General features: G+C 65.2%; 24 protein-coding genes and 2 pseudogenes. 16 read left to right on the top strand and 10 right to left on the bottom strand.

Going from position 1 to position 25,806, the window contains the following annotated elements; translation table 11 throughout:
- Window positions 1-121: 121 nt before the first annotated feature.
- Together A5766_RS16670 and A5766_RS16660 are read right to left on the bottom strand one after the other, a co-directional pair.
- Window positions 122-493 (bottom strand): VOC family protein, encoded by a 372-nt coding sequence (locus A5766_RS16670; RefSeq protein ID WP_064865023.1) that lies wholly within the window; start codon window positions 491-493, stop codon window positions 122-124.
- Window positions 494-949: 456 nt separating this feature from the next.
- Window positions 950-1,603 carry a TetR/AcrR family transcriptional regulator gene (locus A5766_RS16660; RefSeq protein WP_231894684.1) on the bottom strand — a complete coding sequence of 218 codons (654 nt, stop codon included), beginning with the start codon at window positions 1,601-1,603 and terminating at the stop codon, window positions 950-952.
- Window positions 1,604-1,837: 234 nt separating this feature from the next.
- Between A5766_RS16660 and A5766_RS16655 the strand changes: the two genes are divergently transcribed.
- The 8 genes from A5766_RS16655 to A5766_RS16620 are packed head-to-tail and all read left to right on the top strand — an operon-like array spanning window position 1,838 to window position 9,659.
- The gene (locus tag A5766_RS16655; protein WP_064905572.1) at window positions 1,838-2,617 is read left to right on the top strand and encodes an ABC transporter permease; all 780 of its coding nucleotides are present in this window, start codon (window positions 1,838-1,840) and stop codon (window positions 2,615-2,617) included.
- Between the two features lies 1 nt (window position 2,618).
- Complete coding sequence (locus tag A5766_RS16650; protein ID WP_064905570.1) at window positions 2,619-3,482, top strand: MlaE family ABC transporter permease; 864 nt, start codon at window positions 2,619-2,621, stop codon at window positions 3,480-3,482.
- A complete protein-coding gene (locus A5766_RS16645; protein ID WP_064905568.1) occupies window positions 3,479-4,498 on the top strand; it encodes a hypothetical protein in 1,020 nt (339 codons plus the stop codon). The genes A5766_RS16650 and A5766_RS16645 overlap by 4 nt, the downstream gene beginning before the upstream one ends.
- Window positions 4,495-5,553: an MlaD family protein gene (locus A5766_RS16640; RefSeq protein WP_064905566.1), complete on the top strand. Its 1,059-nt coding sequence runs from the start codon at window positions 4,495-4,497 to the stop codon at window positions 5,551-5,553. The genes A5766_RS16645 and A5766_RS16640 overlap by 4 nt, the downstream gene beginning before the upstream one ends.
- Entirely contained in the window at window positions 5,541-6,557 is a 1,017-nt protein-coding gene (locus A5766_RS16635) for an MlaD family protein (protein ID WP_064905564.1), read from the top strand. Before A5766_RS16640 ends, A5766_RS16635 begins: the two co-directional genes overlap by 13 nt.
- Window positions 6,551-7,675 (top strand): MlaD family protein, encoded by a 1,125-nt coding sequence (locus A5766_RS16630; RefSeq protein ID WP_064905562.1) that lies wholly within the window; start codon window positions 6,551-6,553, stop codon window positions 7,673-7,675. Before A5766_RS16635 ends, A5766_RS16630 begins: the two co-directional genes overlap by 7 nt.
- The gene (locus tag A5766_RS16625) at window positions 7,672-8,703 is read left to right on the top strand and encodes an MlaD family protein (RefSeq protein WP_005206524.1); all 1,032 of its coding nucleotides are present in this window, start codon (window positions 7,672-7,674) and stop codon (window positions 8,701-8,703) included. The genes A5766_RS16630 and A5766_RS16625 overlap by 4 nt, the downstream gene beginning before the upstream one ends.
- The gene (locus tag A5766_RS16620) at window positions 8,700-9,659 is read left to right on the top strand and encodes an MlaD family protein (RefSeq protein ID WP_005206525.1); all 960 of its coding nucleotides are present in this window, start codon (window positions 8,700-8,702) and stop codon (window positions 9,657-9,659) included. The genes A5766_RS16625 and A5766_RS16620 overlap by 4 nt, the downstream gene beginning before the upstream one ends.
- Before the next feature lie 347 nt (window positions 9,660-10,006).
- On the opposite strand, the gene A5766_RS24470 is transcribed toward A5766_RS16620, so the two are convergent.
- Window positions 10,007-10,180, bottom strand: a complete 174-nt coding sequence (locus A5766_RS24470) for a hypothetical protein (protein ID WP_156527498.1) — start codon at window positions 10,178-10,180, stop codon at window positions 10,007-10,009.
- A 380-nt stretch (window positions 10,181-10,560) separates the two neighbouring features.
- Between A5766_RS24470 and A5766_RS16605 the strand changes: the two genes are divergently transcribed.
- On the top strand, window positions 10,561-11,160 hold the full coding sequence (locus A5766_RS16605; RefSeq protein WP_064905557.1) for a hypothetical protein: 600 nt from the start codon (window positions 10,561-10,563) through the stop codon (window positions 11,158-11,160).
- Here the strand turns inward: A5766_RS16605 and A5766_RS16600 are convergent.
- On the bottom strand, window positions 11,150-11,896 hold the full coding sequence (locus tag A5766_RS16600) for a DUF5134 domain-containing protein (protein ID WP_064905555.1): 747 nt from the start codon (window positions 11,894-11,896) through the stop codon (window positions 11,150-11,152). The genes A5766_RS16605 and A5766_RS16600 overlap by 11 nt on opposite strands.
- Complete coding sequence (locus tag A5766_RS16595) at window positions 11,893-13,434, bottom strand: PepSY-associated TM helix domain-containing protein (RefSeq protein ID WP_141630879.1); 1,542 nt, start codon at window positions 13,432-13,434, stop codon at window positions 11,893-11,895. Before A5766_RS16595 ends, A5766_RS16600 begins: the two co-directional genes overlap by 4 nt.
- 241 nt (window positions 13,435-13,675) lie before the next feature.
- Between A5766_RS16595 and A5766_RS16590 the strand changes: the two genes are divergently transcribed.
- The 5 genes and pseudogenes from A5766_RS16590 to A5766_RS16570 all read left to right on the top strand — a co-directional run bounded on the left by A5766_RS16590 (window position 13,676) and on the right by A5766_RS16570 (window position 19,667).
- Window positions 13,676-15,337, top strand: coding sequence for a flavin monoamine oxidase family protein (locus tag A5766_RS16590; protein WP_064864984.1), 1,662 nt, complete (start codon window positions 13,676-13,678; stop codon window positions 15,335-15,337).
- A gap of 48 nt (window positions 15,338-15,385) precedes the next feature.
- Entirely contained in the window at window positions 15,386-16,183 is a 798-nt protein-coding gene (locus tag A5766_RS16585; protein ID WP_064864980.1) for a carbon-nitrogen hydrolase family protein, read from the top strand.
- 449 nt (window positions 16,184-16,632) lie between these two features.
- Complete coding sequence (locus tag A5766_RS16580; protein ID WP_231894683.1) at window positions 16,633-17,328, top strand: hypothetical protein; 696 nt, start codon at window positions 16,633-16,635, stop codon at window positions 17,326-17,328.
- Window positions 17,329-17,402: 74 nt separating this feature from the next.
- A pseudogene (locus tag A5766_RS16575) lies at window positions 17,403-18,702 on the top strand (Y-family DNA polymerase).
- The gene (locus tag A5766_RS16570; protein ID WP_197501514.1) at window positions 18,702-19,667 is read left to right on the top strand and encodes an esterase/lipase family protein; all 966 of its coding nucleotides are present in this window, start codon (window positions 18,702-18,704) and stop codon (window positions 19,665-19,667) included. Before A5766_RS16575 ends, A5766_RS16570 begins: the two are co-directional and overlap by 1 nt.
- On the opposite strand, the gene A5766_RS16565 is transcribed toward A5766_RS16570, so the two are convergent.
- The 4 genes from A5766_RS16565 to A5766_RS16550 all read right to left on the bottom strand — a co-directional run bounded on the left by A5766_RS16565 (window position 19,664) and on the right by A5766_RS16550 (window position 22,695).
- On the bottom strand, window positions 19,664-21,307 hold the full coding sequence (locus tag A5766_RS16565) for a SulP family inorganic anion transporter (protein WP_064864966.1): 1,644 nt from the start codon (window positions 21,305-21,307) through the stop codon (window positions 19,664-19,666). The two genes, A5766_RS16570 and A5766_RS16565, sit on opposite strands and share 4 nt — an antisense overlap.
- A gap of 65 nt (window positions 21,308-21,372) precedes the next feature.
- The gene (locus A5766_RS16560; protein WP_064864963.1) at window positions 21,373-21,735 is read right to left on the bottom strand and encodes an ArsR/SmtB family transcription factor; all 363 of its coding nucleotides are present in this window, start codon (window positions 21,733-21,735) and stop codon (window positions 21,373-21,375) included.
- Between the two features lie 112 nt (window positions 21,736-21,847).
- A complete protein-coding gene (locus A5766_RS16555; protein ID WP_064864960.1) occupies window positions 21,848-22,348 on the bottom strand; it encodes a SixA phosphatase family protein in 501 nt (166 codons plus the stop codon).
- Window positions 22,345-22,695, bottom strand: coding sequence for a hypothetical protein (locus A5766_RS16550; RefSeq protein ID WP_064864957.1), 351 nt, complete (start codon window positions 22,693-22,695; stop codon window positions 22,345-22,347). The genes A5766_RS16555 and A5766_RS16550 overlap by 4 nt, the downstream gene beginning before the upstream one ends.
- A gap of 61 nt (window positions 22,696-22,756) precedes the next feature.
- On the opposite strand from A5766_RS16550, the gene A5766_RS16545 reads away from it, so the two are divergent.
- Window positions 22,757-23,626, top strand: coding sequence for a DMT family transporter (locus tag A5766_RS16545; RefSeq protein WP_064864954.1), 870 nt, complete (start codon window positions 22,757-22,759; stop codon window positions 23,624-23,626).
- A 36-nt stretch (window positions 23,627-23,662) separates the two neighbouring features.
- On the opposite strand, the gene A5766_RS16540 is transcribed toward A5766_RS16545, so the two are convergent.
- A complete protein-coding gene (locus A5766_RS16540; RefSeq protein ID WP_064864951.1) occupies window positions 23,663-24,121 on the bottom strand; it encodes a flavodoxin domain-containing protein in 459 nt (152 codons plus the stop codon).
- A 253-nt stretch (window positions 24,122-24,374) separates the two neighbouring features.
- On the opposite strand from A5766_RS16540, the pseudogene A5766_RS16535 reads away from it, so the two are divergent.
- Window positions 24,375-25,739, top strand: a pseudogene (locus A5766_RS16535) (CoA-acylating methylmalonate-semialdehyde dehydrogenase); the annotation flags it as partial.
- Window positions 25,740-25,806: the final 67 nt, after the last annotated feature.

Here is a 25,806-nt window from a genome sequence, read left to right as displayed (position 1 = left end):
GATACCCCAGCCGAGCGTCTGCGTGATCTAATCACCACCAACTAACAGCAGTGTTGCGCCGACCCCTTGAAACCGCCCCGAGGTGCGGGGCCGTTTCGCGTCGTGAGGAGGCGTCGAGAGCTCACTCGTACCGGTAGGGCAAATACTGAACGTTCCAGTGGTTGCCGTCGGGATCGTCGAAGTACACGAAGTGGCCCCACGACTGGACGTCGACCTCGCTGGCGTCGACACCGGCGTCGAGCAGCTGCTTACGAGCAGCCTCGATGTCGGAGACGCAGAGCATCAGTGTCCCGGCGTTGGGCGGTGGGGCGTCGACGATGCCTCGGCCGAAAGCGATCGAGCAGTGCGAGCCGGGCGGGGTCATCTGCACGAACCTGATCTCGTCGGTCGGCGACGAGTCGTGGTCGGGGTTGAACCCGATCCTGGTGTAAAAGTCTTTTGCTCGATCGACGTCGGTGACGGGCAGAAACGCGACTTCGAGTGTCCAATCCATGACTGTGGCCTTTCAGATGGGCGGCTTTCAGGTGGGCCGCTTCGACGTTCGAGCCGAGTGCCGATCACCCGACGAACGGAGCATCGCAGCCATTGCGGTCATATCGGGTCCGCAATAGAAACCGGACGCTGCCCACTCGACGCGACGGGACGCCCACTCGACGCGACAAGGCGCCCACTCGACGCGACGGGACGCCCACTCGACGCGACAAGGCGCCCACTCGGCTGGCTCGAGCGCCCAGTCGACGCGACGGGACGCCCACTCGGCCGTATCGAGCGCCCAGTCGGCTGGCTCGAGCGCCCACTCGACGCCCCCCGCTGGTCGAGCGCAACCCCCGCTGGTCGATCGCAACCCTCGCTGGTCGATCGCAACCCTCGCTGGTCGATCGCAACCCTCGCTGGTCGAGCGCGACCCCCGCTGATCGAGCGCAACCCCCGCTGATCGAGCTTGTCGAGATCACCAGAACATCGGCGCGAGGAACTTCGACGCGTAGTCGCGCAGCGCGTCGGCGTCGTCGATGTCGACGGTGTGTGAGTCCGTGAGCGCGAACGACATGATCAGCCGGAACAGCGTCTCCGACGCGAGTCGCAGGTCGGCGTCGGGCATGTTGGCGCCCGCGGCGCGCAGGGAGTCGACGATGCTCTGGCTGAACTGGCCGACCATTTCCACCACGTACGGGCCGTCGAATCCGATGATCAGGTCGGCGGCGCCCGGCTCGTCGGCGAGTATGCGGGTGACGAGTTCGTTGCTGCGTGCGCGCGTGATGGACACCTGAAACCCCTCGACCACCGCCTCTCGCGGGTCGAGGTCGCGAACGGCTTGTTGCATCTCGGAGAAGAAGTCTCTGCGCAGTTGCAGCACGACCTCGGCCAGCAGCGCGTCCTTGCTGGGGAAACGCCGATACAGCGTGCTGCGGCTGACGCCCGCGTCGCGGGCGATGCGATCGATGTTGGCTCGACGGACCCCGGAGCGCACGAACTCCGACGACGCCGCGTCGATGATCCGACGCTCCTGTTCCTCGGCGCGTCGACGACGCGACGCACCCAGCATCGTCATCGCCGAACCCGCGTGGGTCGACGCTGCGGTCGAGGCCGAGCCTACTTCTGGCACCCGTGAACCATAACTCACTCCAACGTTTCTCGATCGCAAACACTCGACACCGAGGGTATCGAGCATCGAGCGTGCGCCGAGCTTGTATTTCTGCAGTTGAAAGCACTCTCATGAATAGGGGTGTGACAGCGGACACATGGATGTGTGATACTCGCCTCGGCGCGAAGAATGAAACCGGGATGTCTGATACGTCCCAAAACCAAACAAGTGCTTGATTGAGTATGGGGGTTGCGCGTGCCGATGGCGCAGAGTGTGCAGGGCTTCGGCCGCACGGTGAGGCTGGGCGTGCGCACCTCTGTCATCGCAACGACAGACATCGTCGGCGGCAGGTTCCCGATCCGCGAAGCGACCGTTCAGGCGTGGTTCCTGCTCAGCATCACGGTCTTGCCGGCCCTGCTGATGGCCGTACCGTTCGGAGTGATCATCGCCGTGCAGATCGGCGGCCTCACCAGCAATCTCGGTGCCACCTCCATGGCCGGAGCCGTCGGCGGTATGGGTGTCATTCAGCAGGGTGCGCCGATGGCCGCGGCCCTTCTGCCGGGCGGCGCAGGGGCGTCGGCGATCACGGCGGATCTCGGAGCACGCACGGTCCGCGAGGAAATCGACGCGATGCGAGTCCTCGGCATCGACCCCACTCGACGCCTCGTCGCACCCCGCATGGTCGCGATGGTGCTGGTCGCCCCGGTTCTCTCGATCCTCATCATCGTGATCGCGGTGGCCGCGAGCTTCATCGTGGCGATCGTCGGACAGGGTGTGATCGCGGGGTCGTACTGGCAGTCGTTCGGCAGCTACGCGTCGACCACGGACCTGTGGATCTGCCTGGGTAAGTCGGTCATCTTCGGTTTCGTCGTGGTGGTCATCGCGAGCAGACGAGGGCTCGAGGCCGCCGGCGGTGCACGCGGCGTCGCGGACGCGGTCAACGCGGCTGTCGTGCTCGGCATCGTCGCGTCGATGGTGATCAACGTGATCATCACCCAGGTCACGACGCTCTTCATCCCGCCGCAGGTGATCTGAGATGGCGCAGCGCGCCGGGAGCTACATCCCGAGCACCAAATTCCCGCGGTTGGAGAAAGCCGCCGACAACGCAGGCCGACCCTTCGAGCACATCGGCCGCCAGGTGACGTTCGTGCTCGACACCATCGCGGGTCTGCCGCACACGGTGCGCGCGTATCGCAACCAGACGCTCGCGGCGTTCGCCGAGACCACCTGGGGCAACGGCTCGATCCTCGTTGGCGGCGGGATCGCGAGTGTGCTTGCGATCCTTGGTGTTTCGGTCGGCGGCATGATCGGCATCCTCGGCGTCACCTCGCTCTCGTCGCTCAACCTGTCGCCGATGGCAGGCCTCATCACCGGGTACGCCGCCACGCGTGAGATGGCCCCGATCGTCGCGGCTGTGGGGTTCGCGGCGCAGGCGGGATGCCGGATGACCGCCGAGATCGGATCGATGCGCATCTCGGAGGAGATCGATGCGCTGGAGGCACAGGCGATCCGGCCAATTCCATTCGTGGTGGGCACGCGCGTCATCGCGGGAGTCCTCGCCATCGTGCCGTTCTATCTGATCTCGCTCTGCCTGGCCTATCTGTCATCGCGGCTGGTCGTCAGCGTTGTCTACGGCAATTCCGCAGGCGCTTACGACCGTTACGTCGAGGCATTCGTGAGCCCGGTCGATGTCGTCTATTCGACTATCAAGGTCGTCGTCTTCGCGGTCCTGGTGATCATCGCGCACACCTACTACGGCTTCTTCGCGAGCGGCGGCCCCGAGGGCGTCGGCATCGCGTCCGGGCGGGCGATCCGCGGCAGTCTCGTGCTGATCGTCGCGGCCGACATGGTGATGTCGCTGATGTTCTGGGGCCTGAACTCGGGGCTGAACTTCGCATGAGCAGGGCACGCGACATCTCCCCGGCCACGCTGCGCAAGCGCGGCATCCTCGCCGTTCTCGTAGCCGCCGCGGTTGTCGCTCTCGTCGTCATCAAACCCTTCAGCGGGGGCGACGACGCCGTACGCTTCGCGATCGACGCGCCGTCCCTTCCCGATGGCGTGCAGGAGGGAGTCCCGGTCGATATTCGGGGCGAGACAGTCGGAAAGGTCTGCGGTCTCGACATTTCGCGCCGGGACGTCACGCGGATGGAGGTCTGCGTCAACCGGGATGCCATGGGCGAGCTGACCGAGAACACGACGGTCAGCTTCGTGTCCCGCAACCTCTTCGGTTCAGACGCTGTGCGTCTGAATCCGACCGGATCGGGCTCGTCGGTCACAAGTGGCAGCACCATCACGCTTGCGCAGGCCCCGGCGGACTACACCGTGACGGCAACCGTGCGCAGTGCGGGCTCCTTCACCCTCCCTGTGCTGTCTCCGGAACTGAGTGACCTGCTCAAGCAAGTGAGCGACACCACGATTCGCCTGTCGCCGTTTCTGACCGCCGCGACGGTCACCCTGCAAACGGTGCAGCAGGGTCAGCGAACTCGGCTGAGTGCGCTGTTGCCGACTGCGGCAGACGCGTTTAGCGGTGTGGGGGCCGCAGGGGCTGGCGGAATCAAGGGACTCGAGGTACTCAACTCGAACCCGCTCCTCCTCGACCACGAGTACGTGCGTCAGGTCGCGCAGATGATCGGAGACATCGGAGATCTGTTCGGCGGCATGGGATCGCTGTTCAACGGCCTCGCACCGTTTGGTGCGTTCATGGACTTGACCAACGCCTTCGCGACGCCGCTAGGGCAGGGCCTTTCGGGTGTCACCCCCGCACAGGTCGGCGCGCTGATCGACCATTTCGGTAATGCGTTTCACACCGATCCGACGGGGCGGACCACGCTGTCGGTCACTGCGCACCTCGACGTTGTGCCCGGTGCTACGGGGCCGTTGAACCAACTGCTGTCGAAAGTGGGTGGCGGTTCGTGAGAAACGCTTCGTCGGCGGCGAAACGACTGCTGCTCGTGGCGGCTGTCGTGATCCTCGCGCTGTACGCGATCGTGCAGGCGATCAATCGACCTGTCGGCGGCGACGTCGAGACCTACCGTGCTGAGTTCTCCGACGTGTTCGGGCTGCACAAGAACGCCGACGTCCGCGTGCGCGGCGTCCAGGTCGGCAAGGTCACAGACATCGACCTCTCGTCGACCGGCGTGGCAATGGTGACTTTCACCGTGCGCCAGGAGAACAGGCTCACCAACCGTGATCAACTGGCAATTCGATTCCAGAACCTGGTCGGACAGCGCTACCTCGCGATAACCAGAGCAGAAGTCGCACAGAAGGCAGAGATCAGTGGGGCCGTCAGCTCCAGCACGCCAACGGACGCGACGCCTGTCGACCCCGACCACGTGATCCCCGCGGCCAAGACGAGTGGCTCATTCGATATCACCAAGCTGTTCAACGGTTTGCGACCACTGCTGCAAGGCGCCGATCCTGAGGTGTTCAACACCTTTGCAACCAACATGCTCCATCTACTCCAGGGTGAGGGCGATGTCGGACTCGGGGATGTCGTCGCCGACGTTGAGCGTCTCACCCGTTTCGCAACCGACAAGAAGGCCTTGATCTCGACGATCATCAATAACCTCGGGATCATTTCCACCGAACTGCGTGGCAAGTCCGAGATCATCGCGACGGTGATGAAAAGCCTGGGGGTACTGTTCGACACACTCGAGACAAAGCTCGATCTACTGAAGACCGCGTTCGGCAACGGCTCCAAGGTGTTTCCACCGATCGTTGACCTGCTCTCGAACCTTTTCGACCTCACCCTCGGGGGCCACGACAACGTTTCGGCACGCATCATGGAACTCGTCCCCGACACCAATCAGTTCGCCGAGGTACTCGGCGCATTACCGACCTTCCTCTCGACCGTGAATGCGTCGATGAGCCACCTGGGTTTTGACGCGACGTGTTCGCACGGCGAGGTGTCGCTGCCGGAGATGGGCCAGGTCTTGCTCGGTGGAGGGAAGGTGACGTTGTGCAAGGCTTGAGCAGACTGTCCGACTTCGCTGTTCGTGACCAGATCTCCCGCAGAGCCGAGATCTCCTGGGCCGTCGGAGTTGTCGCCGTCGTGGCTGTGCTCGTGGTCGTCGTCGGCTTCCTCTACATGTCACCTCCCGGGCACGCGACCGTGCACGCGGTGATGTCGGAGAGCGGCGGCATCAAGGGCGGCACCGAGGTACGCATCGCAGGCGTGACCGTCGGCAAGGTCAGCGACGTCGCATTGTCCGACGACAAAGTCGACGTCTCGCTCTCCGTCGACCGCAAGGTGTTCCTCGGCGACCAGACCTCCCTCGACGTCCGGATGCTGACGGTGGTCGGCGGAGCATACGTCGCACTGCTGCCCGCAGGAGATAAACCGTTGGGCGACTCAGTGATTCCCGTCTCGCGTACCTCCGTGCCCTACTCGATCTCCGAGGTGCTCGACTCCGCCGCCAAGACCACGTCGGGCATCGACGCGCCGACGATGCGCGGCACCGCGGTGGCGCTGACCAACAGCCTCGACGCCGCGCCAGGCGCCATCCGCGGCATCATGTCCGACGTCGACACCCTCACGGGCTTGCTCGACAAGCAGCAGGATCAGATCAAGAGCGTCGCCGACATCGGCGGCGAATACAGCACAGCCATGGCGGCACAACGAGCCACGCTCGTCGAGATGATCAAACGCATTCACGCCGTACTGCCGCTCATCATCGGCTACAAGGATCGCGGCATCATCACCTACGACGCCCTCGCGTCGCTCGTGCTCTACGTCGGCGACGTCCTCGGCGAGCCGTATCAGGCGCGCATCAAGCCGCCCCTGCGCAAGATCATCGCCTCCGCGGGCGAGACCAAAGACGTCGCGGCAAAGATGAGTGTCGCGATCACACAGTTGCGCGGCATCGCCGACAAGCTCAGTCGCACACTGCATCCCAATGGCGTGGCACTCGACTTCGGTGATCAGGTGATCGACGACTCGTCGATCTGTATACCCATCGCGGGCCGCACATGTTGACCGCACGGGCACGCCGAATCGACAGCAGGCTGATCGCACTGGTCGCCGCGATCCTCGTCGTCGCGCTGCTTGTCGGTGCGGTGGTCGTCTACCTGAGGGCGACGTCGAACAACGTGCGTGCACTCTGCGCCCAGCTACCCGACTCGGCCGGCCTCTATGCGGGAAATGCGGTCAACATCCGGGGCGTCAAGGTCGGAACAGTGACCTCGCTGAACCCCGAAAACGGTTTCGTGACAGTGCACATGAAGGTCGACGACCGGCCGCTCTCCTCCGAACTCAAAGTGGTCGCGATCAACAATTCCGTACTCGCCGACCGTCGTCTCGAACTCGTGGGCACCGACGCACGCGGCGGCGCCCAACTCGGCGCGCAGACATGCGTTCCGCTCTCTCGAACGTTCACTCCCATCTCGGTCAGCGATGCGTTCCAGTCGTTCACGACGATGTTCAATGAGGTCGGGGGAGTCGGTACCGATACGAAAAAACCGGTGGGCGAGCTGATCTCGGTCACCTCGAGGGAGATCAACGGGACCGGCGGCGATATCAACAAGTCCATCAAGAACATGTCGAGTCTGATGGCAGCACCCGACGAGTTTCTCGCGCAGATGCGTTCGATCTTCGACAATCTGGCGACGCTCACCGACGTCACCACGCAGAACTGGGATGATCTGCGCGATATCGGGACCAACTCGGCGTCGTTGACGTTCATGATGGGCAGGCTGATCGAAGACTTCGTCTACATCTTCAACGGATTGTCGGAGGCCGCCCCCGCGATCGACGACCTTCTCGGCGACCTCCTCCCGCCGCTGCTCGACCCGGCCGACGTCGCGAAACCGCTGATCGATCTCGGTGTCGCCAAAACCCCTGATCTACTTGTCCTTCTCCGCGAGATCCCGGGGATAGCGACGTCGGCGTCGGCCATGATGAGCCGGTCCGCGCACGGGGTTCCGGTGTCGGTGTCGGGGCCGAAGGTACTCACCAGGACTCCGAGTAGCGCGGCACTGTGCGGACTCCTCGACCGCAGCGGTGCCGGGCGCTGCGACGTCCGCACCGGACAGACGGCCGTCGTTGACCTCACCGGTCTGGTGGGCGCTGCGATCCAGGGAGGTCTCGGCCGATGATGCGTCGCGGAGTTTCGTTTGTCCTGTGTGTGCTGGCCGTCGTGGCAGCGCTCGTCGTCGTCGCGGTCGGACGTGGAACCAATCCCGCGAATCTGTTGCCGAGACTGACCTCGTCGTCGTCGAATTCGACGACGCTCTACGTCGACTTCGCGTCGGTCGTCAATCTCCCGCTGGGTGCACGGGTGCTCTCGCGCGGTACCCAGATCGGCACCCTGGAATCCATCGAACTCGTCCCCAACGCCGCGCGGCTGACCCTCGGCATCACTCCGGAAGCCCAGGTGTTGCGCGGATCGAAAGCCGAACTGCGACAGTCGACGATGCTCGGCGACATCTACGTCGCGTTGATACCGCCCGCCTCGCCGAGCGCGCCGCTCCTGCATGACGGCGACGTCATCGGCCTGCGCGACACAGACCCCGGCCCCCAGATCGAAGACATCATCACCAATCTCGCCGACTTCATGGCGGGTGGCTCGGTGATGCGGGTGCAGGATTCGATTCGAAAGGTCAACGAGTCCGTCGACATCAAGAACGGAGACCTCCCCGCGGGATCCCGGGTAGGCGCTCACGATATCCAGGATCTCGCACGCGGCACCGACGAGTTGAACTCGATGATCGACACACTCGACACAACAAGCCGCGAGATAGCCTCTGACCCAACTCTTCTCGCGATGTCGATGGGTCCACAGGGCCAGTTCACCCTGGGGTCTGTCATGGACGCGATCAGTGAGGGATTCAAACTCGTCGCGGGATCCAGTGCGCTCGCTATCGGCCTGAGCTGGCTCACGCCGAGGCTGGTCGAGCTCAACCCGTTCCTGGAGAAGATCACGCCCCTGCTGCGCAGCTACTCCGCGACGTCGACCGAATTCAACGGCAACATCGGCAAGGTCGTCGACGTGACGCAGACAAAGCTCCTCCCGTTCGCCAAGAACGGTGGGGTCTCCGTCGACAAGATCACCGTGGGTGCAGACCGTCGGGAAGCAACCCGATCGGTGACGGCGGTGCTGCGCATGATCGGAGCGGTCCGATGAAGGCGCGCTACATGTTCTCCATCGTGGCGACCATTGCGGTGCTCATCCTCGCGGTCGCCTACCTCTCGGTGGGCGTCCTGAAGATGCGGGTCATCTCCGACCAGACGACCGTCACCATCACCGCACCCAAATCCAACGGCCTGCATGCCGGTTCGGCTGTCTTGCTCCGCGGAGTGTCGATCGGGAGTGTGTCGTCGGTGACCTACACCGGCGGCAACGACATCGAGATCGAGATCTCCTACGACGCCGCGCATCAGATACCGTCGAACAGCAAACTCGTCATCGAGAACCAATCGATGATCGGGGAGTCGGGACTCTTCCTCATTCCCCCGAAAGACGATGCGGCCCAGACCATTCGTAGTGGTCAGACCCTGACCGCGACCGTGGTCGACGTCCCGGCGTCGGTGCCGGAGCTCCTCGGCTCGACGCAGACGTTGCTCGATCAGGTCGACCCGACGCTCGTCAACGATCTCGTCGACACTCTCGCGGCAGCACTCGCCGGAACCGAGTCCGACGTCGAACGCCTCACCCCGGCCGCGCAGGTACTTGCGGCGACGATGATCTACTCGCAGCCGGCCATCGAGAAGATCATCGGAAACTCGACGACGATGCTGCAGGACGGCGCCTGGATCGGCCCCTCGCTTCGTCCGACTGCTCCCCAACTTGTGTACGCGGGTACCAGCGTCCGCGACGTCGTGACCGCGGTCAAGCCGTTCGCCGTCTCCACCGACGGCGGAAAGAAGATCCGGGATCGCTGGAAACCGTCGTTGAATCGGTCCGCTGAGTTCGTGAACACCATCGCACCCCCATTGGGCAGCATCGCCGACACACTGCTCCCGGCCGCACGGCAGTCGGGTTCGGTGCTGGCCCAGATCAACATCGCGACGCTGCTGGAGCAGGCAATGAAGGTCCTGCCCGGCGACAGCCTGCAACTAACCGTGACACCGCCGAGATGACAGCCCGAGCCAATGAGGAGCCAGCCCATGACAACCGACCTGCACACCACGACCAACGACGTCGAGCCGGAGAACGATGGTACCGGCGCGACTGACACCACGAATCCGCCCGCCGAGAAAGCTGCTGCCGAGAAGGCTTCCGCGGAGAAAGCTGCCGCCGCAAAGACCCCTGTCGAAGAGCCAGCTGCCGAGAAGCCTTCTGCGCGAGCTCAGTTGACCGAGTACCTGTCGGTGCGTCGCCACCCGGTTGTCGCGGCGGTCAGCATGTTGTGCGTGGCCGCGCTGGTCGCGGTCGCCGTGCTCGCCTACCTCCTCGTGCAGCGATCCGACGACCTCGCTGCCGAACGTCAACTGACCGCCGACAAGCAGACGGCCGAGACCGTCGCCGGTAGGTACGCGGTCGGCGCGGCGACGTTCGACTTCAACAATCTGCAACCGTGGTCGGCGGCACTGAAGAATGGCACTGCGCCGGAACTCAATTCGCGCTTCGACGTCGCGGTGAATACGCTGACACCACTCATCCAGGAGGTCCAATGGGTGCAGACCGCGAAGCTGATAGCAGCGAAAACCGTTGACATCAGGGCTGATCGGCAGTTCATCGTGCAGGTCTTCGTCTCCACACACATGACGAGCACGCAGAATCCGAAGGGACTCAACACCGTCACCCCCTACACCATCACGCTCGACCGCGACAGCAACTGGCTGATCACCGACGTCGCCGGGATCGCAGGCGCGGCACAGGACGGCTCGTCGGGCAGCGGTACCCCGAATCTCACGCAGAGCGACGCGGGGTCTGGAAGCCAGGGCAGCAGTACTCAGGGAAACAGCAACCAGGGCAACAGCAACCAGGGGAGTGACGGCACGGGCGGTCAGGCCCCGGCCGCCCCGCGCAGCCGACACCATGACCACAGCCACCCCGGGCGGACACCGCTGGTCGGTAGTGCTGCTCGTCGTGGCAACGGTCGGAGGCGTTGCCACGACGATGACGTGGGTTCGGGCGCAGGGGTCGGTCATTCCGGCGTCGACCGATCTGACCGACCAGACCGTCACACGGTCGGGAGCACCCGAAGAGCTCGCCGCCCGCGGCGTCGTCGGTCTGGCCGGAGCAGTCGCACTGGTCGCAGCATCCCTCCTCGCCGCGTTCGCGCTGTGGGCCGTCAGCCCCGGCTATCGGCACGCCCGCGCGGGCTACGCCACGATCGGGGTGTCGGCGGTCGGTATCGCGGCGGTGGTGTGGTTCCTCATGGATGCGGCGGCCCGTTCGTCCGTCTTCGGCGCGGCCGTCGACGTCCAGACAGACACCGTCGAGGTGTCCGCGTGGCCCCCGATCACGCTGTACTGCTTCGTGATCACCTGTCTCGTTGGTGTGATGCTGGTGCCGCGAGCGGATCGAGACGATCACACTCCAGCCAACGACCGCGCACCAGCCAACGACGTTCCAGCAGAGCCCTCCACGCCGCCGCCTCACCCGAATTCTGGGAGCATGACGCTCAGAGCATGACGCCGAACATGATCGACATTCCCGCGGCCATGCAGATCTGCGAGATATCGCCCGCGAAGGCGAGTACGTCCGACGTCGTGCCCGCGCGTCGTCGTCGATCGAGGTAGCGGTACAACCACACCAGGGCGGCGATGGCGAAACCGATCGTGAGTATCCAGTTCACCGGGGTGACGTACGCAGGTTCGCTGCTGCCGATCATGTTCATTCCCGGCATGTCCATGCCGCCGGAACCGTGGTCGTGGGCGAGCACGAGCTCACCGAGCGCCGACGTGTATTCGACTGCGCCCGAAGCACTTGCCGAGGTGCTTTGCGGGAGCAGGCTCCCATTCATCACGGCGTACATCCACGCCATCGCGCCCATCATGACCGCGTGATACACGGCGACGGACCGCCCGAACACCGAATCGGTCGCAGGGACGCAACCACAGTTCGCGCCGCAGGTGCAGACATCGCCACACCCGCATTCCGGTTCGGCGAGAACAGAACTCGGGAGTGCGAGAGTCGCCAGAAACCAGAGGGCAGCGACAATGAAGAAGACTATCGGGCCTGTGGTCGGCCAGCTCATCGAGAAGGGCCACGCCATCACGATCATGGCGACCGCCATGATCAGGTGCAGCACGTGTCCGACGTAGGCGGGCCAGCGAAGCGGTTGGCGCACCATCGCGTACACGGTCAACGCCGCGGAGATCGCGAACAGGATCGTCACGACCGAGCGGAGTGCGAGATTGTCGATCATCGGGCACTCTCGGCTGCTGCACAAGGCTGTTGCTCATCGGAAGGGCCGTGCTCGTGTCCGTGCGGAGGGGTCCCCGAACCGCGGCGCGCAGCAACGATGCCCCACGCGGCGTCGACGATCACAAACAGCGCCAACGGAATTCCGAACCACGGCGCGAACCACCCGAGTACTGCGACCACGACGATGAGCGCCACCGCCTCGCCCGGCAGGAGCGAACTCAGCGATCCTCGCCCGGGCGCCTTGGGCAGGCCGCCACCAGTGGGCCGCCTCCGCCACCACATCAGGTAGCCGCGGATGATCACGCTTATCAGACCGATTCCCAAGAGCGCCAGGATGATCTGGTTGAGAATGCCGAAGAGTCCCATGTGCGCGCTGATGGCCCAGTCGGTCAACTTCGCCATGAACGGCCACTGCGCGAAGTTCACCCGATCGGTGACAGCAAATGTCTTGGGGTCCACCGCGATCGCGTCGTACCGGGTGGGAAACCCGCGGTTGTTCTCATTCACCAACCACGCCGCACCCTCCGCGGACGGCGGCGTGATGACCATCGGTGCGCGCAGACCCGCTCGCGTGGCGGTGTTGTCGACGGCGGTGAAATCCGACGGCGTGATCGTCGGCGGTGCGTCGACCATCGCGTTGCCGCCGTGGTGATGACCTTCGTTCGACGACGCGGGCGACGTCGAGACCGCGGGCGTCGTCCACGACAGTTCGGTGCGCAACTCACCGATGCTCGCGCCCGCATACCGCGACCAACTCAGTCCCGACGCCGACAGCGCGACGAGCCCGATGATGATCCACGTGCCGACGGCCCCGTGCCAGGTCAATGTTCGACGCCGCTTCGGCGCATCGCGATCGGGTACGAGGACGCGGTTCAGCTTGTGGGTCCGTCGTCGATAACCGATCCAGAGCACCAGCCCGCCCAGCGCCGTCACCCACAGCCAGCTCGCGGCGATCTCGCCGTAATTGCGACCGACGACACCCAGATGCAGGTTGCGGTGCAGGTCGTCGAACCATGTACGTACCGGCAACCATTCGCCCATCGTGGTCAGCGATCCGCGCACCTCGCCGGTGTAGGGATCGACGAAGACGGTGCGCGTTCGGTCCGACGGCAGGTCGTCGACACTCAGCGTGACCCGCGTGGTCGAGTCCGCCTTCGGCGCAGGCGTCACCGACGCGATGGTTCCCTCCGGATGAGCTCGACGCGCCGCAGCGACCTGATCGCCCAGCGGTAGCCGCTGTGCGCCGACATTGTCAACGGTGAGTTCATGGCTGTATACAGCCCGGTCGATCTGCGGGATCAGCGCGTACAGGGTGCCTGTCACGGCCGCGACCAGCAGGAACGGGCCGATCAGGATTCCCGCGTAAAAGTGCCAGCGCAGTAGGAGCGGACGCCACCGCTGCGCCGCCGACGGGGCGGTCCGTGCGACCCGCGGGCCGCGATCTGGTTCGTCGGTCTCGGACTCGGCCGGCTCGTCGGTCTCGGACTCGGCCGGCTTGTCGGTCTCGGACTCGGCTGGCTTGTCGGGCGCGGAATCCACGGGTGGAGTGCTGACCACGGCTTCGGTGACTTCCTTCTCGGGAGGCTGCACGGCTGCCGGTTCTCCGACAGCACTGTGAGGAGTAGTCGCCTGTGCCCCGCATACGGTTCCCGCGGATTTCAGGCGAGCTGGGTCACATCGCCTGCGCGCACGCGACCGCCGACTGTGCGCTCGAGCCAGTCGACCGTGCGCGCCACGCCGAAGTCACGCACGTCAGCGCGCCAGACCATAGGGTTGACACGTGCAGCCAGACGCACCTGTCACCATCTTCGGCCCCGACTTCCCGTTCGCATACGACGACTGGATCAGCAACCCCGCGGGTCTCGGTCGCGTGCCCGACGACGCGCTGGGCGCGGAGGTCGCGGTCATCGGCGCGGGTATGGCGGGCATGGTCGCCGCGTACGAGTTGATGAGGGTCGGTCTGCGGCCCGTCGTGTACGAGCCCGATCGCATCGGCGGACGGCTGCGCTCCGAGCAGTTCGTGCCGGGCGAGCCCGAGGTCGCAGAGCTCGGCGGCATGCGGTTCCCCGTCTCGTCGAGCGCGTTCTTCCACTACGTCGACGCGCTCGGTCTGCGTTCGCGCCCGTTTCCCAACCCGCTGACCGAGGCCGCGGGCAGCACCGTCATCGATCTCGGTGGTGAGACGTTCTACGCCAAGACGCTCGACGACCTGCCGCCGATCTATCGCGAGATCTCCGACGCCTGGGATTCGGCGCTCGAACGCATCGCGGGATTCTCGGCACTGCAGGATGCGATCCGCGCGCGCGACACCGCCACGCTCAAATCGATGTGGAACGAACTCGTCCGCGAGTGGGACGACCGCAGCTTCTACGACTTCCTCGCGACGTCGAAGGAGTTCGGTAACGCGACCTTCCGGCATCGAGAGCTGTTCGGGCAGGTCGGATTCGGCACTGGCGGTTGGGATTCGGACTTCGGCAACTCGATGCTCGAGATCCTGCGCGTCGTCGTGACGAATTGCGACACCGAGCAGAGGTTGATCGTCGGTGGGGCAGAACAGGTTCCGCATCGACTGTGGTCTGCCACGCCGCACCGCATCGCGCACTGGCCGGTCGGGACGAGTCTGTCGTCGCTGCACAGCGGCGCGCCACGCGCGGGTGTTGCCGCGATCCGACGACTCGGCCCCGACCGCATCGAGGTCACCGACCGCTGGGGCGACTCGCGGGTGTTCTCCGCGGTGGTCGCCACCTGCCAGGCGTGGCTGTTGTCGACCGAGATCGAGTGCGACGAATCGTTGTTCAGTCAGGACCTCTGGATGGCGCTCGATCGCACCCGCTACATGCAGTCGTCGAAGACGTTCGTCATGGTCGACCGTCCCTTCTGGACCGACACCGACCCGACGACCGGCCGCGACGTCTTGAGTATGACGCTCACCGATCGCCTCACCCGCGGCACCTACCTCTTCGACAACGGCCCCGACCGTCCCGGCGTCATCTGTCTCTCGTACACGTGGATGAGCGATGCGCTGAAAGTGCTGCCGCATCCGGTCGACCGACGAGTCGAACTCTCGCTCGCAGCACTGAAGAAGATCTACCCCGACCTCGACATCGCGTCGCACATCGTCGGCCGCCCGATCACTGTCTCGTGGGAGGACGACCCGAACTTTCTCGGTGCCTTCAAGGGCGCGCTGCCCGGGCACTATCGCTACAACACCAGGATGTACAACCACTTTCACGGTCAAGAGCATCTGCCCGACGCCGAGCGCGGCATCTTCATCGCGGGCGACGACGTCTCGTTCACGCCCGCGTGGGTCGAGGGTGCGGTGCAGACCGGACTCAACGCGGTCTGGGGAGTGATCGCACACTTCGGCGGCGCCTCTCACCCGTCCAACCCGGGGCCCGGAGATGTGTTCGCCGAGCTCGGACCCATCGACATAGGCCCGTGACCCCTAGCGCGCTCCTGGAGGACGTCCCGCCGCAGAAAGAGGATTCAGATGCCCGCTGATCGACTACGAATTGCGTTGTGGCAGTGCCACTCCGTCGCCGACGACGTCGAGGGCAATCTCGACCGACTCGAGCAAGCGGCCTCCGAGGCGGCGGAGGCCGACGCCGACCTGTTGATCACGCCGGAGATGTACCTGACCGGCTACAACATCTCGCCGAGCACCGCACGACGCCTGGCCGACCCGGTCGACGGCAAACTCGGCGACGCCGTCGGCAACATCGCTCGACGCACCGCGATCGCGATCCTGTACGGATGCGCCGAACTCGACGACTCGAGCGTCTACAACACCGTCAGACTCGTCGACGCCAACGGTATTTCCCTTGCCTCACACCGGAAGACGCATCTGTTCGGCGACATCGACCGCGACGCCGTGGCCGTAGGTGTCTCATCACCTCCCGTGATCGACGTCGGGGGTTGGAGTCTGGGTCTGCTCATCTGCTACGAGGTCGAGTTCCCGGAACTGGTGCGCAATCTCGCCGTCCGGGGCGCCGAGGTGATCTGCGTTCCCACCGCCAACATGCCCGAGTACGACGCCGTCCAGACGGTGCTGCTCCCGGCGCGCGCGTTGGAGAACACCGTGTATGTGGCCTACGCGAACTACTGTGGCGTCGAGGGCGATCTCGCGTACGGGGGCCTCAGCGAAGGCATCGGGCCGGATGGCCGGGTGCTCGCGCGTGCCGAGCGCGAACCAGGACTACTGATCGTCGACGTCGAGCGAAAAGTACTCGACGACGCTCGCGAGCGGTTCACCTACCTCGCCGACCGTCGCACGGATTTGCTGTCGTAACGCGACTTCCCCTCGGACCCGCCACACCATGCGCTGAAGTCAATGTGAAGTTTGGTTCAGCAACATCCGCCATGTGCATCGATGCAGGTTGAAGCCCCCTGCTGAGACGGATTGGTGAATGTGTCGACAGTCACGTTCGGGTGTGGACATGACGTGGGCACGTGTTCTACCGTTACCTACGGGTCAGTAAGCTACCGGCTGGTAGTCATGCTTTTTGGGGTCACTTTCACCACGATGGTGTTCGCGAGAGCGTGCGCTCAGTTCGGCGGTAGTGACCCCTTTTTTCATGCTGATCTGTCATCCGATCGAGTGTCGACAAAATCGAGTGTCGAAAAAAAGGGGGCGGGTTCATGACCGAGGCGGCTACGGATTTCGGAGTGTCCACGCATATAGGACAAGCGCGTTCGAGGGGTTCGCGCTCGTCCGAAGCGCAGCGGCAGGGACGAGGTGTGCGGCGACAACAACGCGCGCGAAGCTTCTTGCGGCCTGCGGTGTTGATCGAGGCGATCGAGGTCGAAAAGCTGATCGTCATCCCGGGACTCGACGTTCTGCTCGCGGAGCCGGAACGCTTCGGCCTGATCGACGAGACGTCGGCAGCGCTGCGTCAGGCGGTCACTCGGCACGAGAACGCCGTCGACGTATTGATCGGCATGCTGATCGATTCGATCGGCGAGGACGCGAGCGCCGCAGATCAGCTCAACAATGCTCCCGCAGTGCTGCCGGTTCGGGCACTGCAGAGCATCGTCGACGATTACCGGGACGGCAACGACGTCGCGAAGGTCGACATGGTGCGGCTGGCGTTCCTCTTCGTTGCGGTTCACGCACTCACCGACCCGACGAACTGCGCGACAGCCTCGCGCAACCTCAACCTCGTGCCGCCGCCGCTGCACCGCGACCGTGCTGTGCTCGGCAGGGTCATGGCGCACGCCCTACCCACCTTCACAGCGCGCGACCGCGACCTGTTCGCCGTCTACGTCAGCAAGGCGAGCGCGTTTTTCGCCGTCCCCGCACCGGCGTCGCAGACGCCCGAGGACGACGGCGCCACCGACCTCGCGATCCTTCGCTACAACCCGCACGCGCTGCGCACCAGCTGCCAGCACATCGGGTTGGGCGGCAGCGCTGTCCGCGTCGCCGGCTTGGGCTGACCAGCAGCGCCCGCGAATTGCGTCGGCGGTGGTTCTTGCGGCGCGGAGCGGCGCGCGACCGTAGGCTTTGACACGTGAGCACGGATCGGCCGCAACGCTTCCGGTGGCTCCTGCACATCGATCTCGACCAATTCCAGGTCTCGGTCGAGCGTCTGCGGAGTCCCGAGCTCGCCGACGTCGCGCTCATCGTCGGTGGCAACGGCGATCCGACCGAGCCACGCAAAGTCGTGACGTGCGCGTCATACGAGGCTCGCGCACATGGCGTCCGCGCGGGCATGCCGCTGCGCGCCGCCCACCGCAAGCTTCCCGACCGTCTTCGTCCCCCTCGATACCGAGGCATACGACGCCGCGTCGGCAGAGGTCATGGACACGATCCGCGGACTCGGGTACCCGGTCGAGGTCTGGGGCTGGGACGAGGGATACGTGGGAGTCGAACCAGTTGGCCCCGAACCAGTTGGCCCCGAAACAGTTGGCCCCGAAACAGTTGGCACCGAAACAGTTGGCACCGAAACAGTTGGCCCCGAAACTCTGCACGACGCCGCATCCGTCGCGAACAACGCCGTCGACGACGCCGCGATCACCGAGATCGCGGCCCGCATGCGCACCGCGGTTCTCGGTGCAACCGGCCTCGATTCGTCGGTCGGGATCAGCGACAACAAGCAGCGCGCCAAGATGGCCACCGAGTTCGCCAAGAAGCCCGACAGGCTCCCACCACGAGACCCCCAAGCGGCCGTGGAGTCGTCGACCTTCCTTCCGGTGCAACCGTTGCCCGACAGGGTATTTCTGCTCGACGACCGCAACTGGATAGAACTCATGGGGCAGCGTCCCACCAGGGAGCTGTGGAGCGTCGGACCCAAGACCGCGCAGAAGCTCAGCGCCAATCACATCGACACCGTCGACGATCTGATCGCCACGCCGCGCGACGACCTCATCGCGACATTTGGTCCGCACCAGGGCAATTGGCTCTACGTGCTGTGCAGGGGCCACGGCGACTCGACGATCACCGCGGAACCGTGGGAGGCGCGCTCGCACTCGAAGTCGCGGACCTTCCCCGCTGATCTGACATCGGTCGCCGAGAAGCACTCCGCGGCACAACAATTGACCCGGGAACTGCTCGACCAGGTGATCGACGAAGACCGCGTGCCGTTCCGGGTTGCGGTCACAGTGCGCACGTCGACCTTCTACACCAGGACCAAATCGCGCAAGCTCGCCGCGCCGACGGTCGACATCGCAGAACTCACACCGGTCGTCCTCGATCTTCTCGACCGATTCGACGCCGACCGCCCCGTGCGACTACTCGGAGTACGCATGGATCTCGTACCCCTCGACGCCGAGACGACCGCCGATACCGATCTAGACCTCGAGGTGACCTGATGCAGAACAGGATTCGCGCAGTGTGGCCGGCGATCACGGCGGCGTTGGCGGCTGTGCTCGCACTTGTGTTCGGCGCAGCATCGGCCGACGCCGCGCCCCGACTTCCCGTCACCTACAACTTTCTCGACGGCGCACGCGCAGAACTCGCGCATCCGGGCGGTTCCCTGCCGGGCACCAACGACTTCTCCTGCCGTCCGACGCCGCGCCACCCTCGACCCGTCGTCCTCGTGCACGGCAGTGGCGGTGGACAGCAGACGAATTGGGCAACGCTCGCACCCGTGTTGGCCAACGAGGGCTACTGCGTCTTCGCGCCGACGTACGGAGCCTTGTCGACGCAGTGGCCCGCGTCGGCACTCGGTGGGCTCGGCCCCAAAGAAGACAGCGCCTGGCAACTCGCGTCGTTCATGTCGAAGGTCATGGCTGCGACGCACACCGACCAGGTCGACGTCGTCGGGCATTCACTCGGTACTGAGATCCCCACGTATTGGATGAAGTACCTCGGTGGTCGTGGCCACGTGGCGCACTACATCTCACTCGCCCCGTACTGGCGCCAGGGACCCGATGACGACGATGCGCGCGGTGAGGCTATCGCCGGGTTCCGACGCGCGCTGGGAGTACCGACACCGAAACGCCCGAGCTGCCCGGACTGCGTTGCGCCGCCGCGCGATCTGGACTTCAACCACGCTGTGCGACAGCCGACTCCCTACCTTCCCGGAGTGAGCTACACGAACATCGTCACCCGATTCGACGACATCGTCACGCCCTACTGGGTCGGCATTGCGCCCGGCGGTCCGGGAGCGTCGGTGCGCAACATCGAGTTACAGGACGGATGCAACCGCGACTTCGCCGACCACCTGTCGATCGTGGCCGACCGCCGAGCAGTCGCACACGTCCTCAACGCACTCGACCCCGCGCATCCGCGACCGGTGCCGTGCGTGTTCGTGCCGCCCGTCACAGGTGGTTAGCAGCCTGCAGGGGAGACGCTCTCGTTCGAGACATGTTCGCGGGCATGGGCGATCGCGTCGTCGAGGTTGGTCATCAAGTGATTCTCATGACGGAGTTCGTCGATCACTCCGACGCCTTCGAGCAGCTTGAGATGGTCGTCCTGCACACCCTTGATGATGACGGTGATGCCGCGGCTCTCGAGATCGGAGACGATCTCGGCGAGCGTGTGCGCCCCCGTCGCGTCGAGCATTCCGAGGTGCGACATCCGGATGATCACCACACGCACCGTGGTGTCGGAGTGGGCGCCGGACGATATTGTCGTCGAGATGCGTTCTGCCGCACCGAAGAACATCGCTCCGTCGAGGCGGAGCAGTGCGATCGCGTCGTCGCCCGGTTGTGCTGGACCCGGTAGCTCCTCACGCGTCACACTCGACCGCTTGGCGACCTGCCGCAGTGCGAAAAATGCTGCCACGACAATCCCGATCTGCACCGCCTCGATGAGGTCGAAGCAGACGGTGATGACTGCTGTCACAACGAAGATCACAGCGTCGGATCGTGTGGAACGCATGATCTTTCGGACGGTCGACGACGAGATCATCCGGAAGCAGGTCACCATCAGCACACCCGACAGCGCTGCCAGCGGTATCTGCGAGACCGGGCCCGTCGCCAGATAGACCACGCCGAGCAGGAAGATCGAGTGCACGATGGCAGACACGCGTGTGCGTGCTCCCGAGCGCACGTTGACCGCCGTGCGCGCGATCGCTCCGGTCGCGGGCATACCGCCGAACAGCCCCGACGCCACGGACGCGAGTCCCTGGCCGGTGAGTTCGCGGTCGGGATCGTACGGTCCCGTCGGCGACATCGTTGCGGCGACCCGCGCAGACAGCAGCGACTCGATCGCCGCGAGCGCAGCGATGGCAACAGCTGCTCCCGCAAGGGATTTCATGGTCGAGACGTCGAGGTGCGGTAGTGCGGGTGCAGGCAGGTGTGAGGGAAGTTCGCCGATTCGACGCACCCCGAGGTGCATGAACCCGACGACCACGGTCACGAGGATGACCGCGGTCAACGACTCGGGAATGCTCCGATGGATGCGCGGCAACCCGACCATCAGCACGGCGATCACGGCGACGATGCCGAGTGTCTGCAGCGCAACGCTCCAGTCGGCATGTGCGACAACGTGAATTGCTGCCGGCAGGGTGCGTTCGCCCTTCGGGGCATCGGCGCCGAACGCGGCGGGAACCTGCTGCAAAAAGATGATGACGGCGATACCGAGTGTGAACCCCTCGATCACCGGCCACGGGATGAACGTGACAGCCCGTCCGAGACCTACGACTCCCGCGATCAGCACGATGATCCCGGCCATCACCGTGACCAACGCGATCGACGAGATACCGTGCGCCGCAACGATGGGCGCGAGGATCACGGCCATCGCACCCGTCGGGCCGGAGACCTGTACGTGCGACCCGCCGAAGATCGCGGCGACGAGGCCCGCGACGACAGCGGTGATCAGACCCGCGGCTGCCCCGACACCCGAACTGATGCCGAAGGCCAGTGCCAGCGGGAGGGCGACGACGCCTACGGTGACACCTGCGATGAGGTCTGACTTCCAGGACCGACGCAGTCCGGCGTAGTCGCCGGTGGTGGGGATGAGTCGCAGCATGCGGCGCGGGGTGATCGCATGCAGCCACGCTGAGCTTGGACGCCTCGACCCTGTGGCCGTCGCGCTCACTGGGCGACGACGGGCGGGAGCGCAGCCATCGAGTCGAGTTGGTCGCGTTCGGCACCCAGCGTGTCGGCGAGGAAACCGCGCGCGGTCACGAGAAGGTCCGCGACCTTCGAGTTCGCCAGGCTGTAGAAGACGGCGTTGCCGACGCGTTCGCTGTGCACCACGCGGTGACGCTTCAAGACCGCGAGGTGCTGCGACATCGTCGTCGGTTCGAGACCGGTGATCGTCAGCAGTTCGCTGACGGGCGTCGGCCCACCGTTGGAGCTGAGCACCTCGAGCACGCGGATCCGAACCGGGTGTGCGAGCCCTTTGAACAGGTTCGCCTTGATCTCGTAGAGCGGTTGCGGCCAGCTGGTCGTCATGTGCCCGACCTCCTCGGTGTTGAAATATGCGGGCGGTGAAATGATGGATTACGCAATTGCGCAATCCATTGATAGCACTTCTGGCCACTCGGGTCGAGTCGGGTGTGACGAACTACGCCTCGGCGCGCGGTACTCGGACGCCGAGGAGTTCGGCGTCGGGATCGGCGTCGAGGCCGAGGCGATCCCAGTCGAGGGTCACCGCCACGACGGCGTATGCCGAGGTCGGGAAGCGATCGATGTATCCGCCCGGGTCGAGGGTGAGCGCCGTCTCCGGCATGCCCGGTTCGTGTCCGACGACCAGAACGGTCGACGCATCTGCCGGTGCGTACACCCTCACGACCTCCAGGATGTCGAGGGGTGAGCCGCCGTAGATCTCGTCGAGGAAGGTCGTCGGCGCGCTGATCGCGGTGCGTTCGAGCGTTTCGCGTGTGCGTGTCGCGGTCGAGCAGAGCACGGTGTCGACGCGGAGATCTTCGGAGCGAATCCACTCGCCGGCGAGGGTCGCTTCCCGACGCCCCCGCTCGGCGAGCGGTCGGTCGTGGTCGGCGACGCCCGGCGGATAGCCCGACTTACCGTGCCGCATCAGTACCAGTGTGCGGGGCGCTGCGCTCATGCGATGTTCCGTGAGCGGCCCGCGCGGTGATCGCCGCGCTGGCGGGCGTCGGCGATACGCAGCACGGTGACGGTCGCCCGCCACGCCGCGGACTCCTGCCGGCAGAACTGCGCGTGGTCGTCATTGCCTGCCGCCGACGCCTCGTCGGCCTGGGCGTCGAACTCGTAGGCCTCGTCGAGGCAGTCGGCGATGATCGACAGCACGGTCGAATGGTCGATGTGCGCTGCGTCGAGGACCTTGGTGATCGTCGCTGCATCGAGGGTTGCGAGTTGTTCGAGTTCAGTCCGAAACCACGCGATGGCGCGTGCGTCGTCGTGCCCGGAAGTGCTGTGTTGTGTGCCTCGCATCTCTTCAGATTAGTGCGGCGGACCGACGCAAAGCCGCTGCGACACCATTAGCCTGGTTCCCGTGCACTCCTGGCTTCCCGCGCTGCTGGCGACTCTCGCAGCACTGCTGATCGCTGGAGGCACGGTGCTTCGGCAGCGTGCCTCCCGCGCGTCGGGGGCCATCACTCCTGGCTGGTGGCTCGGTGCGGTGATCGCGATCATCGGGTTCGTGCTCCAGGCGTCGGCGCTCGGGCTGGGTTCCATCCTGTTGGTCCAGCCCCTCGTCGTGCTCGCGGTGTTGTTCGCGTTGCCGCTCGAAGCGTGGGCCGACCACCGGCATCCGCAGCTCAAGGAATGGGCGTGGGGCGCGATCCTCGTCGGCTGTGTCGCGACATTCCTGCTGATTTCTCGCCCTGAGCCGTCGCTTCGACGACCCAACGACATGGTGGTGTGGGGGACCGTCGCGGTGGTCGCGGCTGTCGTCGTCGCGTGTGTCGTCCTTGCCGAGCGGTCGACCCCGCACTACCGGGCGCTGTTCTACGGACTGGCAGCGGGCACGCTGTTCGGAGTGTCGGCGCTTCTGGTCAAGACGGTGGTGTACCAGGCGACACACCACGGCATCCACACCTTCGCGAGGCCCGAGATCTACCTGCTGGTTCTGGTGGCGGCGGGAGCCGTGCTGGCCCAGCAGAGGGGGTTCGGCGCGGGCGACCTGCAAACGTCGTTCCCGGCCATGAATGTGATGGAGCCCGCCGTGGCGATGGCGCTCGGTGTGGTGCTCCTCGGTGAGAATCTCAAGGTGTCGGTGCCCACCGCGCTGTTCCTCGGGATCGTGCTCGCCGCGATGGTCCGCTCCGTCGTCGAACTCGCGAAGTCCTCGGCGGTGCGCGGCGAAGAACGCGACGCGCAACTGCGTGAGTCGACGGTCTCACCGATCCGCAGGGTCGCCTGACGGGAGTGTTCGATGCCGAGCGTCGTGCGCGTGCGTTCAGGCGTCGACGCGCTCGATCACGTTCGCGATGCCCTGCGCCCATTCGGCAGCAGCCTTCGCCGGCTTGATCGACGACGAGTTGTCGTGGCGGAAATGCTCGCCGACCTGGGTCGCCCCGTGGCGGGTCAGGAGTTCGGCCATGAGCTCGCCGCCGCGGTTGAATGTCTCGCCGTAGATGGTGTCGCCGAGTCCGAATACGCCGAATCGCACGCCGGACAGATCCGGGGTGGTTTCGGTGATCTCCTCGGCGAACGGCTCGGCACCCGTCGGCAATTCGCCCTCGCCGTAGGTCGAGCAGACGACGACGAGGAAGTCGTCGGGATCGAGATCCTCGACGGCGAACTCGCTCATGTCGTAGATCGACGGATCGTGCTCGGCAGCCAGGACATCGGCGATGGCGTCGGCCACGAGCTCTCCGTTGCCGGTCTCGGTGCCGTAGAGGATGACGACGGACACGATCTGCTCCCTTGTTCTCGCGTGATGGGTTTTGCTTGGGTGGGTTTGTGAGTGCGGTCGACACACGACCGCAACCAAACGAAGGCTACCCTAACTGGCTGCTCGGGGTGCATCAGAGCCTTTGTCGAAGGCGTTTACGAAATTACTTGGATGTCCTAGTATGTGTGGGACAGGGTCTGATGGCTCACATCTCCGGGACCCCGCGAACCTCCACGATTCTCGACAACCCACAACCCAGAACAGGTGATCACCGGTGACCGCTGCTGCATCCGTACCGTCCATTCCGCACTACCTCAACGGTGCGCGCGTCGAGGTGACAGACGGGCGTCACGCCGACGTCTTCAACCCCAGCACCGGCGCGGTCCAGGCGTCCGTCCCCCTCGCGAGCACCGACGACGTCGCCGCCGCTGTCGCAACCGCCGTCGAAGCGCAGAAGGAGTGGGCCGCGTGGAATCCGCAGCGTCGCGCCCGCGTGCTGATGCGCTTCGTCGACCTGGTCAATCAGAACGCCGACGAGATCGCGACGACGCTGTCGCTCGAACACGGCAAGACACACGCCGACGCCCTCGGCGACATCCAGCGCGGCGTCGAGGTCATCGAGTTCGCCATCGGCATACCGCATCTGATCAAGGGTGAGTTCACCGAAGGCGCGGGCTCGGGCATCGACGTTCACTCGATCCGCCAGCCGCTCGGCGTGGTCGCGGGCATCACCCCGTTCAACTTCCCGGCCATGATCCCGTTGTGGAAGGCCGGACCGGCACTCGCATGCGGCAACGCCTTCATCCTCAAGCCGAGCGAGCGCGACCCGTCGGTTCCGGTGCGTCTCGCCGAATTGTTCACGCAGGCAGGGCTTCCCGACGGCGTGTTCCAGGTGGTGCACGGCGACAAGGAGGCCGTCGACGCGCTGCTCAACCACCCGGAGGTGAAGGCGCTCGGCTTTGTCGGTAGCTCCGACATCGCGCAGTACATCTACTCGACCGCCGCGGCGAACGGCAAGCGCTCGCAGTGTTTCGGCGGCGCCAAGAACCACATGATCATCATGCCCGACGCCAATCTCGACCAAGCGGCCGACGCGCTGATCGGAGCAGGCTACGGCAGCGCAGGCGAGCGATGCATGGCGATCAGCGTCGCCGTACCGGTCGGGGAGCAGACCGCAGAACGGTTGCGCGCCAAGCTGATCGACAAGGTCAACGCGCTGCGCGTCGGCCACAGCCTCGATCCCAAGGCCGACTACGGCCCGCTGGTCACGGCCGCGGCACTCGAGCGCGTCAAGGGCTACATCGGCAAGGGCGTCGAGGAGGGTGCAGAGCTCGTCATCGACGGCCGTGACCGCAGCAGCGATGAACAGACGTATGGCGACGACGATCTGTCGAACGGCTTCTTCATCGGCCCGACGCTCTTCGATCACGTCACCAAGGACATGTCGATCTACACCGACGAGATCTTCGGGCCGGTGCTCTCGATCGTGCGCGCCGGTGACTACGAGGAGGCACTCGCTCTCGCGTCGGATCACCAGTACGGCAACGGTGTTGCGATCTTCACCCAGGACGGCGACGCCGCCCGCGACTTCACCGCGCGTGTCGACGTCGGCATGGTCGGCGTTAATGTGCCGATCCCGGGTTCAGCCGCCTCACGCAACTCCTCGACCGGGAAGTGATTGGTCGAGTCCCACTCGAGGGCATGTG

Source organism: Gordonia sp. 852002-51296_SCH5728562-b (assembly GCF_001665475.1).
GTDB classification, from domain to species: Bacteria; Actinomycetota; Actinomycetes; order Mycobacteriales; family Mycobacteriaceae; genus Gordonia; species Gordonia sputi.
The sequence above is the reverse complement of the archived record's forward strand: the minus strand, read 5'-3'. Positions and strand labels throughout refer to the sequence as shown.